The 12,325-nt window shown below is 40.0% G+C and carries 10 protein-coding genes and 2 pseudogenes; 8 read left to right on the top strand and 4 right to left on the bottom strand.

The annotated features are described in order from the left end of the window. A partial coding sequence (locus tag A3220_RS17520) for a hypothetical protein (protein ID WP_217284268.1) occupies positions 1-337 on the top strand: 337 nt, incomplete at its 5' end. Positions 338-846: 509 nt separating this feature from the next. Here the strand turns inward: A3220_RS17520 and yejK are convergent. Further along, positions 847-1,806: pseudogene (gene yejK / locus A3220_RS05405) on the bottom strand (nucleoid-associated protein YejK); the annotation flags it as partial. Between the two features lie 122 nt (positions 1,807-1,928). Between yejK and A3220_RS16795 the strand changes: the two are divergent. The 7 genes and pseudogenes from A3220_RS16795 (at position 1,929) to A3220_RS05430 (ending at position 7,703) form a co-directional block, all read left to right on the top strand. Continuing rightward, positions 1,929-2,141 (top strand): DUF1414 domain-containing protein, encoded by a 213-nt coding sequence (locus A3220_RS16795; RefSeq protein ID WP_004588923.1) that lies wholly within the window; start codon positions 1,929-1,931, stop codon positions 2,139-2,141. A gap of 5 nt (positions 2,142-2,146) precedes the next feature. Further along, a pseudogene (locus A3220_RS17800) lies at positions 2,147-3,478 on the top strand (DUF3413 domain-containing protein). 252 nt (positions 3,479-3,730) lie between these two features. Then, positions 3,731-4,210 carry a hypothetical protein gene (locus tag A3220_RS05415; protein ID WP_029772054.1) on the top strand — a complete coding sequence of 160 codons (480 nt, stop codon included), beginning with the start codon at positions 3,731-3,733 and terminating at the stop codon, positions 4,208-4,210. Positions 4,211-4,410: 200 nt separating this feature from the next. Next, on the top strand, positions 4,411-6,030 hold the full coding sequence (aceK, locus tag A3220_RS05420) for a bifunctional isocitrate dehydrogenase kinase/phosphatase (protein ID WP_217284272.1): 1,620 nt from the start codon (positions 4,411-4,413) through the stop codon (positions 6,028-6,030). Beyond that, entirely contained in the window at positions 5,942-6,130 is a 189-nt protein-coding gene (locus tag A3220_RS18260; RefSeq protein WP_354702723.1) for an isocitrate dehydrogenase kinase/phosphatase-domain containing protein, read from the top strand. The genes aceK and A3220_RS18260 overlap by 89 nt, the downstream gene beginning before the upstream one ends. A 17-nt stretch (positions 6,131-6,147) precedes the next feature. Continuing rightward, a complete protein-coding gene (locus A3220_RS05425; RefSeq protein WP_024032602.1) occupies positions 6,148-7,086 on the top strand; it encodes a LysR family transcriptional regulator in 939 nt (312 codons plus the stop codon). Positions 7,087-7,259: 173 nt separating this feature from the next. Next, positions 7,260-7,703 carry a PA2169 family four-helix-bundle protein gene (locus tag A3220_RS05430; RefSeq protein WP_004588918.1) on the top strand — a complete coding sequence of 148 codons (444 nt, stop codon included), beginning with the start codon at positions 7,260-7,262 and terminating at the stop codon, positions 7,701-7,703. Positions 7,704-8,007: 304 nt separating this feature from the next. On the opposite strand, the gene A3220_RS05435 is transcribed toward A3220_RS05430, so the two are convergent. The 3 genes from A3220_RS05435 to A3220_RS17805 form a co-directional block, all read right to left on the bottom strand. Next, complete coding sequence (locus A3220_RS05435; protein WP_217284273.1) at positions 8,008-10,950, bottom strand: TonB-dependent receptor; 2,943 nt, start codon at positions 10,948-10,950, stop codon at positions 8,008-8,010. A 103-nt stretch (positions 10,951-11,053) separates the two neighbouring features. Further along, complete coding sequence (locus tag A3220_RS05440; protein WP_054982353.1) at positions 11,054-12,133, bottom strand: FecR domain-containing protein; 1,080 nt, start codon at positions 12,131-12,133, stop codon at positions 11,054-11,056. Continuing rightward, positions 12,130-12,312, bottom strand: coding sequence for a sigma factor-like helix-turn-helix DNA-binding protein (locus A3220_RS17805; protein WP_252860418.1), 183 nt, complete (start codon positions 12,310-12,312; stop codon positions 12,130-12,132). Before A3220_RS17805 ends, A3220_RS05440 begins: the two co-directional genes overlap by 4 nt. Between the last annotated feature and the right edge of the window lie 13 nt (positions 12,313-12,325).

The raw sequence follows: 12,325 nt of genomic DNA on the forward strand, positions 1-12,325 counted from the left end.
AGCAGAGCCTGAAGTAGCTGAGCAACCAGCGAAACCTGAGCCTGTTAAAGCAGAGCCTGAAGTAGCTGAGCAACCAGCAACACCTGAGCCTGTTAAAGCAGAGACTGAAGTAGCTGAGCAAAAAGATGCCAATGCAAAAACGGTTATTAGCAAAGGGGCTGCAAGCGCACCTATGGCTCAACCGACACCAGTTGCTGATAGCGACGTAAAGCATACATCAGTTGCCATGGCACACGATAAACGTGAGTTAGTTCCTGATAGTGGCTTACGCGCAGGGTCAATTAAACCTGCAGGTCGTGCTAGTTCAGACATGACTAAAACAATGAGCGCTGAGTAACCCTTAGCCTCATTAAAAAAAAGCCGCGCTATGTAAAAATAGCGCGGCTTTTTTGTTTTAATACCTGTCTTGTCCTGAAAGATATTTTCTCATTTGCTCCTCTTTCGCTTCTCTTTGTGCAATAGATCTTCATGTGTTTTTATTTAGTAAAAAAATTAAAAAAAACCAAACGCTGATTCTCGCGTGAGCAAGCTTCACGCCTACGGGCGAAATTTCATACAGTGAATTTTAAATTGTAAACTCAGCTTGTTGGCGTGATGGGCAAACCCCTTAATAAACACATATTCACAAAGAGGATAAGAGACGCTGCGCTTTTAGAGTGAGTAATAAAGCTAAACAAGCTAATTTGAAAGAGCTAATAAACAATAGCTTGTATTTTCTCATTTACTCCTCTTTCACTTCTCTTTGTGCAATAGATCTTTAAGTGGTTTTACTACCTAGCAAAAATAAAAAAAAGCGCGATAAAAATATCGCGCTCTTAAATCGGCTTTTAACTAGATCAAATGAGTTTATTCGCTTTCATTTTCCATAAAGCGCTGTAACTGATCTTTTAAGTTTGGTGGAATGCCTTTAATAACCAGTGTATCGGTCGCTTCATTGTAAGTTACGCGCTCACCTAAATGTTTACGCTCAAAACTAACACTAACACCGCCCCCTAAACCCGAAAACTTAACCATACTGGTCACTGTTTTTTTATCGACCGGGAAAGACTCTTCTAAATCGTAGCTTTGCTCTTTGCAAAAGTTATCAAACGGACTATCGTCACCTTTCGTTAGCGTAGCCGAGAGCTCAGTAACGCTTGCATCTTCACCCGTGGTCACACAATCGTTACAGTAATCAAATACTTGCTTACGTAATTCGTCTTTTTCTGATTTATCGAATGATTGCTCCGATAAATAGTCTTCAACGGCATTAAGCATCACTTGGCTTTGTTGTTTAGGGTCTATGCCCTCTTCACAACCTAAAAAGTCTAAGAAAAAGTCTGCTACTTTTCGCCCTGCTCGCCCTTTAATAAAAGAGATATAGCGATTGTCCTCAGCTTGAGTATCCCACGCGGTTAAATCGATACGTGCAGCTAGTTGCATGCGCGATATATCTAAGTGGCGCGACGCTGCTAAATCAAGCTCAGAGGTCATGCTGTAGTGCTCTTTAATATTGATCATAGCTATTAGCATGTAATCAGTAGCCACATACTGATAATGACAAAATACTAAGTAGCCTGTTTCGCTAAAGGCGTATTTATCTAACTCTTCTTTTAAAACAGTAGATGCCTGCTCGGTCATGTGCCAAAAGCCTAACTCGTCATTACGATAGCTTTGCATTGCCGATGCTACAACACTGTTTTTATCGCCACTAAATGCACAGTAACCTTTACCTGGCTTTGAGTTGTATGCATGATGAAGTTGTTCGATAAAAACAGCGACTTTATCGTTTATCACCATTTCATCGTTTCGTAGGTGAATTTGCGTATCGTCGTCTTTTTTTGTCTACATAATGAACGACTAATTTTTTTAACGTCTGTTGTCATCTTTGTTTTTTCACGCCTCTGGTGTTAAAATACGAGAATATAACTCTTTTATTGAACCAACTGATGCCAATCTTATCAAAATACTCTAATGAAGAAGTAGAACAAATCGTCGATCAGCTCATTGATGTGCTAACGCAACACAATGCGCCGGTTGATTTAAGCCTTATGTGTTTAGGAAATTCTATCACGCATATCCTAAAAGAGCATGTACCTGCAGGGAAAAGACAAGCCGTAACTGAGAACTTTGCAAAAGCACTTGCTCAGTCGGTTAAATAAATTATATGAATTTATCGCAGCACAATCAGTTTTCGTCAAAAGCGAGTCAGTTATTAAGTTGGGGCCACTGGTTCACTTTTGCAAATATTGGTTTAGCGCTTTTTATTAGCCTAAGCTTTTTATTTGCAGATTCACCGCCAACTAGCTTTATGGGTATTACCTATATGTTAGTGACGTGGTTAAGCCATACGAGCTTTATCGCTTTTTTAGCATTTGTGCTGACGGTATTTCCTTTAAGCTTAGTGTTCCCCTACCCTCGACATATTCGAGGTATGGCTGCCGTTATTGCTACGCTTGGGGCGTCTATTTTAACGCTTGATGCGTATGTATACGTTAATTTGGGCTATCATTTAAGCTCTTCTGCGCTACCGGAAATCATTTCCTTACTGTGGCACCGTCTAACTAGCTCGCCTGCCCTTACTACCTTGTTAGCCGGGGGGATTGTTTTACTCATTTTAGGCTTCCAGTTAGTTGTAAGTAACTATACATGGCAGCACTTAGCGCGTTTTAAAACAACTTAAGTTTGCCCGTTTTTGCCAGCTCGTTTTTTAGTGTTGTGTTTTGCACTTAGCCACAGTATTCACATTTGGGCAGATGCAAATTTAAAGTTTGATATAACGAAGCAAGATAACGTTTTACCGCTGTCGTACCCTACGACCGCTAAAAGCTTATTAGCAAAAAATGATTTGCTCGACATTGAAAGCTATAAACAAGCTCACAATGTAAGAATTAATAACCAAAATATTAATTACCAAATACCTGCGCCAATGCAAAAATGTGAAGATTACACTGCGCAGCAAGTCGATATTTTTGTATTTGATACCAACGAGCAGTTAAAACGCTTTGTTGCCAAGCATAAAAACCTACATAAAACTGATCAGTTTTTACAGCCAACACACCATGGCGATAGCTTGTTTAGTTTAGTGTATGGCTTACCTTCTTTTTATAAAATGGCTATTTTATCAGAGCAAACCTTACCCGCGTGGCAAAGTCAGCGCAGAAGCATAGAGCTTGCTGGAATTGAAAAGCTAAACTTTATAAACGATCAAGCGCATTCAAACAGCGCAATTAAAATCATTAAAGGTGAAGATAATCCGTCTCCTCGCAGTGACGACACCCATATTTTTGCGTTTAGCTTAGCTAATAATAGCTCGGAAGTAGTTACATCATCGGTTTTATATAGCTCAGATAAGCGAATAGCCAAGGTAGATGGACTTATTCAACCCAGTGATATTATTGCAACCAGTGTAGGCCAGTACTTAAACTGTAAGTCTGTGGTTAAACAAACCATGCTAGGTGAAAACCTGTATAAGAAAAAAAACGGACACTGGCGTTAATTACTCGCAAGGCGTAGTTATTGCTTACAAAAAAGATAGAATTACGCTAATAGATTCAGACGGTAACTATAAAAATATATCTGCCGCTGAAGGTTTTTCTATTGAGCAAAGCCTCGATATCCCGTTTTTTAGTACAAAGTATTAAAAAGCTAAAAACCTACACACAATAGCCCTATCCCTTAACCTAGCTTGCTATAACACCAAGCTAGGTTATATTTACTAAATCATAGTAAACGCTCAGGGATGAAATTAATGCAAAAACACACACTTTTTTTATGCGCAGTAATGGTATGCCCACTTTCTCTGCATGCGCAAAATGCCACAACTTACTATAAATGCGTGACAAAAAACGGCACTATCTTTTCGCAATTCCCTTGTAACGATAACGCTACCGCCTACACAATTAATACTGTATCGGGAATTAATACTGCACCGGCGCAAGATTACACAAAAGAGTTAAACGCATTAGAGCGCGAACGGATTGTGCTTGATCTGCAAGCTGAGCTGAGAAGTAATACTAATAAATTAGCGATTATAAAACGTAAAAAAGACCGCGCAGAATACAACCAACAACAGCGCCTCAACCGTATTTTAGATGACGAGGACAAAAAGTTAATTAGCAAAGATATTACCAAGCAATTAAAAATAATAAATAAAGATCATAAAAAGCAAACCACCGAAATTGAAAAGCGCATTAAAAAGTTAGAGAAAAAAATAGCCTCCTACCAATAGCATGGCTTTTACCATCACACTCAATTATGCTTTAAGCTAAAAGTATAAAAACTGAGAATATTTATCTTGGTTTTAAACTTAAAATAACATAACCTTAACAACTATAGAGTTAAAGCTCTAACGTGTATAACACTACAGCACCACTAACATTTATAAATGCTGTACTAAAATCGTTATATACACTTTTTTAAGGAGTGTTTATGCAGCCACGCCACATAGCTGAATTAATTTTAACGGGTTTTAAAAAGCATTATCAGCTGTTTCAAAAAACCACCGCCCAAGCCCCGCTTGCCTTTGCAAAGCGCGATTGGCAGCAAATTAATGAAATTAGTAAACTGCGTATTAGTTACTACGATGAAAGAGTAAACGAAACTACTAAAGCATTAAAACAAGCACAGTTAACTGAGCAATTAGATGAGCAGCTTTGGCTTGAAGTAAAAATACTGTACCAACGCTTTTTATGCTTTCATCCTCAAGCTGAACTTGCCGAAACATTTTATAACTCAGTATTTTGCCGTTTGTACCACAGACGCTATTTTCATAACGACTTTATATTTGTACAAGCCACATTAAAAGATGCCCCAGCCATTCCTGTTGAGGCAGAGTACCGCAGCTACTTTCCAGTGGTTGATGGTTTAAAGCCCACAATAAAGCGCATTATTGAGCATTTTGATTTTAAAGCCCCGTTTGTAAATTTAGAGCGGGATATACGTTTGCTCGTAAAGGCATTTTACAAACAAGCACCCGACACTCACCACCAGCCTTGGCAAATGCGCTTTGATATTTTGCACGCGCCTTTTTATCGTAATAAAGCTGCTTACATAGTCGGCCGAGTGGTCTCTCAAAGCGGTGTACAGCCTTTTATTATTGCGGTACTGCACCATGAAGATAAAGGCTTATACCTCGATGCGCTATTAACCAAATCATCGCAAATGCGGGTGATTTTTGGCTTTGCACGGGCTTATTTTATGGTTGAAACCCATGCGCCCTCAGCCATGGTGCGTTTCTTGAATCAACTTATGCCAAATAAAACACTCGCTGAGCTTTATAATGCCATTGGGTTTCATAAACAAGGTAAGACAGAGTTTTACCGTGAATTTTTACATCACTTGTCTCACTCAGACGATAACTTTATTATAGCGCCAGGCACACCAGGCATGGTGATGATGGTATTTACGCTGCCCTCTTTTGGCTATGTATTTAAAGTAATTAAAGATAAGTTTGGCGAAAGCAAACCGTTTGGCCGTGATACCGTGCTTAAACGCTATCAACTGGTAAAAAGCCATGATCGGGTTGGTCGCATGGCCGACACCATAGAATACTCTAACGTCGTATTTCCTTTGGCACGCTTTGATAGTAATTTACTGGCACAGCTACATAAAACCATTGGCTCATCTATGGTAATTGAAGGCCCGTGGCTTATTATCAAGCATTTATATATTGAAAGGCGCATGACACCGCTTAATTTATTTTTAGAAAACGCCAGCGAAGAAAGTGCTGCCGATGCAATAGAAGAATACGGCCAAGCACTTAAAGAAATGATTGCGGTAAATATATTCCCAGGCGATATGCTGCTTAAAAACTTTGGGGTAAGCAAACACAAGCGCATTATTTTTTACGACTACGATGAGGTTCAATACCTAACAGATATGAACTTTAGGGCCTTACCTAAGGCCAAAAGCTATGATGATTACTTAACTGATGAACAAAGTTACTCAGTTGCGCCGCAAGATGTTTTTCCTGAGCAACTTTGTACCTTTGTTATGCCAAACCCAAAGTACAAACAGTTTTTTGCTCAGTACACACCCCGAGCTTGTTGATGTTAGTTTTTGGAAGCAAGCTCAGCAAAATATAAAAAAGGGTCATGTTAGTCACATATACCCATACCCGACAGCACAACGCTTTATTCATCACTGGTAAGCGTTAAAGGACACACAATGAACATAAGTAAAATAGATTTAAATTTGCTGGTTTACCTCGACACCCTATTACGTGAGTGTAACGTAACCCGCGCCGCTAACCAGTTAAGTATTACTCAACCAGCTATGAGTAACGGCCTTAAGCGTTTAAGAAACTTGTTTAACGATCCAATTTTGGTACGTACTAGTGAAGGTATGGTCCCCACAGAGCGTGCTATAGAGCTGCAACCGGTTATTCGCGGTATATTAATGACCCTAGAAGAAACCCTCGCACCTAATCGCGAATTTGAAGCCAGCCAAAGTAAACGTGTATTTAGAATAATGGCCAGTGACTATGCAGCCAGTACATTAGCGCCAAAGCTTTTAAGTAAACTTCATGAAGAAGCGCCCGATACAACCCTAGATATACTTACGCCTAGTGATGTAACGTTTCATGATGTTGAAAATGGTAAAGTGGATATGGCAATTAACCGCTTTGAAAACCTTCCGCAATCTTTTCATCATAAACGCATATGGAAAGACAGCTTTTGCTGCTTAGTAAAAGCCGACAACCCAATTATCGAAAACTTTAGCCTAGACAGCTATTTAAAAGCCCGCCATATATGGGTCAGTAAAACCGGCTTTGGGGTCGGCGTAGGTATGGACCCTAAAGATGTACAAAAGCTAGGTTGGGTAGATGAAGCACTTGCCCATTTTGGTAAACACCGAAATATTGCCACGTTTACCCGTAATTACCACGTAGCCATTCATTTAGCAAAAGAGCAAAATTTAGTGGCGACCTTACCTTCAAAGGCTGCCAATATTTACTTAGATGATGCAGGCCTTAAAATTTTAGAGCCGCCATTTCCTATACCACCTTTTGAACTAGATATGATTTGGAGCCCTTTACTGCATCGTGATGCAAGTCATATTTGGTTACGCCAAAAAGTAGCCGAAGTGGCGGATGAGCTTAAATAACCTTATTACAAAAGCCATGTAAAATTTGCGAGGTTGTTTTATTTCAAATAGCCTTGCAGCTTGCTGAATAAAGAAATAATCTATAATTACAATAGCTTAAAAATTAAAATTAAATTGGAATGGCCTTTGCTATAGTTACTATGAAACTTAAATTCATGTAAAGAGAGGTCATTATGAATACCCATCAAGGAACAGAAGCAACTCATATTACTGACATCATCCAAGTAATGAACAGTGGCATTGATTTTTATCAAAAAGCGCAAGAGAAAGTTGAAGACCCAGCCATTGGCGCATTATTTCAACGCATGATTGACGCACGAAAAGTAAGTGTTGAGCGCTTACAACCTTATGCTGTTAACGAAAAAGGTGAGCGTGAAGACGGCTCTTCTTTTGCTGTAGAAGCACGCAGAGCTTACACAGCCCTACTCACTTCGTTTAGTTCTCATAACGATAAAACATACGTTAAAGAGCTTGAAGAGGTAGAAGATAAAACCCTTGAAGAAATTAAAGCAGCGATGGATAAACCACAGCCAGCCGACTGTGAAGCAGCCTTAGCGAAAACCTTGCTAACGATGCAAAGCTGCCACACCGAAATGAGCCGTATGCAAAAGCATTAATTTTCAATTGCATATATTTGAAACCCAGCCTAGCCGCTGGGTTTTTTATTATTACAATGTCCAGTTTAAACCCTGCTATATATAGCCAATTCCAAAATGTCACATTTAGTATTATCAAAGCCATACAGGGGTTATACCAATCCGTAATAATGTTTAATTAAGCGAATTGGTATAATTTAACGCTGAGGTAAGGCGTTGCACAATAATAAGATCGCGGTTGAGAAATAAATACTAAAAAGGCTAAATACAAAAAAAAGGGCCTTACGGCCCTTTGAACTTAAATAACATAAGGGAGTGTTATTTATTAAAAACGGTATTCTGCGCCTACATAGTAATAAGCACCATTAAAGCCAAACGGCGCTGAACGGCGAGAGTATTCAAATACCCCATCGCTGCTTACAATCGTATTGCCATTTGAATCTACAATTGTGCCCGAGCGTGAGTTACCAATGGTGTTTTTATCTGGGTACACGTCAAATAAGTTATTTGCACCAATATTTACAGATAAATCTTCAGTCACGAAGTAATTAACTTTAACGTCAGTTAAAATTTCTGCACCGTAGGTTTGGCGTCCGCCATCTTCTACTGTGTATTCACCAAAGCGGTTAAGTGAAAGGTTTACAGTCCAATCACCACGCTGGTAAAGCGCACTTAAGTTGATGCGATCTTCTGGTTGCCACTCTTCAATAATTGAAATTTCTTGATCAGAGAAAACATCTTCAACAGGTACGGTTTCAAGCCCTGAGCCCGATGGCGTAAATAACGATACCACCTCAGTTTCAGTAAAGTTAGCTGCTAAAGTAAAATCAAGCGTGCCACCTAACCCCTCGGTATTCCAAGTAGCTACAAAATCAATACCCGAAGTTTCGGTATCTGCACCATTTAAGAAAAACTGCCCTGCACCTGCGCCTGAGCTGATTAATGCAGCATCTAGGCTTGAAGAAAGCCCTTTGCCTAAACGATTACTAATTACTATGCGGTCGTCAATATCAATTGAGTAGTAATCCACAGTAACATTAATGTTATCCGTTACGTTGTAGACAATACCTAAGCTGCGGTTTTGCGATTTTTCTTCTTTAAGCTTTGGAATACCTAAACTTTGTGCAAGGGTTGAATCGTTTCTGAATGTACCTACTTCTTCAGCAACTAATGAGCCGTCTTCAGCCACAACAAATTGTGTGCTGATATTGTTAAAATACAATTGCTGCATTGATGGCGCTCTAAAGCCTGAGCTTAATGCACCACGCAGTGACACATCATCAGTAATTGCCCAGTTACCCGCAAGCTTAAAGTTTACCGTGTCGCCAAAGCCTTTGTAATTATCGTAACGCAGTGCGCCTGATAAAATGACATCTTCAATTAGGTAGGTTTCTGCATCAAGGTAAAACGAAATTACATCGCGTGATTCATCAACCGATGATGCCGGCGAAGAACCACCAAAACCTTGCGTACCGCCAGAGGCATCTTCAGAGCCTACACCGCCACTTAAACCACTATAAATACTTACCCCATCAAGGGTGTCGTAATCACGATAAGCATATTCGCTGCCCTCTAAAATACGGTATTCATCGGTACGTATTTCTGCACCCATAGCCAATGAGTAGTCATCAAAGTTTTGTGTAAAATCTATATTAATGGTTTGCAGTGATAACTCCATGCCATAGGCATAGGCTTCACGTGGAATAGTACTGCGAATATCAGCGGCACTTAAACCTTGCTCGTAACGTAAAAAGTTAGCGTACGAGGCATTGATTGTGTCACTTGTTGTGTAATCAATGCTGTTTTCACCGTAGGTGTACGATACATCTAAACTTGCATCGTTATCAAAGTCGGTTTTGTAACCAAAGTTGTAAGAAATATCATCAATTGTGGTATTGATTTTAGGTAAAAAGCCTAATGGGATAGTTGCGTCGTTGTCTTGTAAAACAGGGTTACCGCCCGCATTTGCATTATGACGGAAAAACGCGGCTGATTCGTTATCGCGCGTTGAATAAGTAATAAAGCCATACAGCTCACCATCACCTAACTCATACCCTGTATTAACGGTTAAGCCAAATTGCTGAGAGTCGGCATCGCCAATACGAAAAGTGTCTCTGTCGGCGGTCAATTCACGCGGATCGCCTGCCAGTAAAGTACCGTCGCTAAGCTCTGTACAGCCATAAAACTGACACGAGCCGTGCAAACCTGCGCGGTTAGTAGGCGAGCGGTCGCGGTAATTAAGTGTTGCATTTAAGTAGCCGCTATCACCTAGGGCAAACCCTTTATTAAAATCAACGTTTACTGTTTCGCCATCACCCTCTGAGTATTGGCCGTAATTAACCGCTGCTTTGCCGCCTTCGCTGCCATCTTTTAGTACAATATTAATTACACCGGCAATTGCATCTGAGCCGTATTGCGCTGCTGCGCCGTCTCGTAAAACTTCTATACGTTTAATAGCTGAGGCTGGAATAGCATTCATATCGGTACCTGCGGTACCACGCCCTACTGAGGTATTGATATGAATAATACTTGCCTGGTGGCGGCGCTTACCATTAATAAGCACAAGTGTTTGGTCAGGCCCTAAACCACGCAGTGTTGCAGGTCGTAAGGCATCAGTGCCGTCACTGATTGACGAGCTTGAAAAGTTAAATGAAGGTGCAATAGATTGCAACATACGGCCAACTTCGGTTTGGCCTGTGTTTTCAAGTGCTTCAGCACTTAAAATATCAACGGGTACGGGTAAATCTTCTACTGAGCGCCCTGCTACGCGGCTACCTACAATAGCAATTTTTTCTATTTTCTCTTGTGCAACATCCTCTGCTGCATTCACACCGTGTGAATTTGCTGCAAGCAATGCTGGTAATACAGCTGCACTAACCCCTGAAAGCTTCATCATGTTGTTATCTTTCCTATTGATTTGTTTGAGTTTTATACTCAGTAAACCATTTTGTTCAACAACCGCATCGAGCTCAGTCCCACTTAATAATGCTTGCAGTGCATCTAATTGGGTATAAAAACCATAAACCGAATTTGCTTGGTAATTTTTTGCCAACTCATAAGAAAACACCACGGTTTGCTCTGTTTGTTTAGCAAATTCTATTAAGGCTTTGTCTGCTCGCTGCGCTTGTATATCAAATTGCACCATTTGCCCAGTGGTCTGTGTTGCCCCTTGCACACTCAAGCTAAAAATAGCCGGAGCAAGTACACTTAAACCACTAAATAAATGCGTTTGGTTACTGCGCAATTTATATAAACAGCTGACAAACAAAATTCCTCTATAGTTTTTTTATCTTTTTTTTTAAACTTTTTTTTACTAATAACATTTAAAGATGCAACTTCACCTAACATTTGTTTGATATGCATAACATTTCTTATGATTTAGTTTGCTGTGTTAGGCTCACCATATGTTCACCTAAACGCTCATGCTCAATTGCAAAGTTAGTCTGTAAACTCTCAAGTAGCCCCTCAACATCGCCAGCTTTAAAAACACCCGCCACTTTTATATTGGCAAGCTCATCGCTTGAAAGCTCAAAACGCGTAGAGGTGTAACGGCTCACTTCATTTAATGCATCGCTTAAATGCTCACCATTAAAAATTAACATGCCATTTTGCCACGCTAAATCACGCTGTACGTCATCCATAGAAAGCTGCGTGATAGGTTTAGTAATACTTTGCTCTATAATTGCTTTTTCACCAGAGATAACAATATTGGCATTGATTTTACGTACTTTTTTAGCGTTATTATCAGCCAGTTGGTAGTCTTTAAAATCGTTGGCACTTACAGCAACACTTGGGTCGGTGATCATCACTTTACCTTCGGTTACAACCAGCTCTAAATCAGAAGAGGTATTGCGTTGTACATTAAATACAGTACCAAGTGCCGTAAAGCTCTTATCGCCAGCCATCACACTAAATGGGCGCGATGCATCTTTTGCTACATTAAAACGCCCTTCACCCTTGCTCAGTAATAACTGACGACGCCCTTTGCTATAAGCTACCTCTAATAGGCTATTCGTGTTTAATTGCACTATGGTGCCGTCGGGTAAAACATACGTGGCTTGTTCGCCCACCTTCGTTGTATATATTTTGGTGTAATTTATTTTAGCCAGCTCTTCGTTGTAGCCGTTTTCAAGGTTAATTAATAAGTAACTACACACCATTAATGCTGCAAATAAGCTCGCGGCAATCGCACTAGAAAACGCCCATCTTTTTTTCTGGGGCTGTTTTACACTTCTATGCGGAAATAAACTGCTTAACTCGTTTAATACGGACAATTCATCCCATAGCTGCGCAAGTTCGTAGACGGCATCTTGATGGGCGGTGCTTTGCATCATCCAAAGCTTAAATTGCTCTTTTTCAATTTCGCTTAAGCCCCTATCAATTGCGCTGATCCATTGGCAGGCTTTTTCTAAAATTAAATCTTTTGATGTAAATTGATGAACATTACTCATTTTGCTGCCCTCTCAATTGATAGAGCCGAATTACAAGCAGAATTATGTGCCGCAGATTGGTTATGATTTTGTTCATGTTCTTTCATGTATAACATGGTTTGTAATAAACCTTTGGCAATGTGTTTTTCTACTGTGCTTTCACTTAATTGCATGTGCTGGGCGATTTCTTTTTGGCTCATACCGTACACTTTT

It is taken from the genome of Halomonas sp. KX33721 (genome assembly GCF_001596805.1).
GTDB lineage: Bacteria > Pseudomonadota > Gammaproteobacteria > Pseudomonadales > Halomonadaceae > Vreelandella > Vreelandella aquamarina.

What these genes read in the sequence shown, in the direction of transcription:
- A3220_RS16795 (WP_004588923.1), top strand. Translation starts at nt 1,929, where the DNA reads ATGCCAATCTTATCAAAATACTCTAATGAAGAAGTAGAACAAATCGTC.
- A3220_RS05415 (WP_029772054.1), top strand. Translation starts at nt 3,731, where the DNA reads ATGCAAAAACACACACTTTTTTTATGCGCAGTAATGGTATGCCCACTT.
- aceK (WP_217284272.1), top strand. Translation starts at nt 4,411, where the DNA reads ATGCAGCCACGCCACATAGCTGAATTAATTTTAACGGGTTTTAAAAAG.
- A3220_RS18260 (WP_354702723.1), top strand. Translation starts at nt 5,942, where the DNA reads ATGTTTTTCCTGAGCAACTTTGTACCTTTGTTATGCCAAACCCAAAGT.
- A3220_RS05425 (WP_024032602.1), top strand. Translation starts at nt 6,148, where the DNA reads ATGAACATAAGTAAAATAGATTTAAATTTGCTGGTTTACCTCGACACC.
- A3220_RS05430 (WP_004588918.1), top strand. Translation starts at nt 7,260, where the DNA reads ATGAATACCCATCAAGGAACAGAAGCAACTCATATTACTGACATCATC.
- A3220_RS05440 (WP_054982353.1), bottom strand. Translation starts at nt 12,133, where the DNA reads ATGAGTAATGTTCATCAATTTACATCAAAAGATTTAATTTTAGAAAAA.
- A3220_RS17805 (WP_252860418.1), bottom strand. Translation starts at nt 12,312, where the DNA reads ATGAGCCAAAAAGAAATCGCCCAGCACATGCAATTAAGTGAAAGCACA.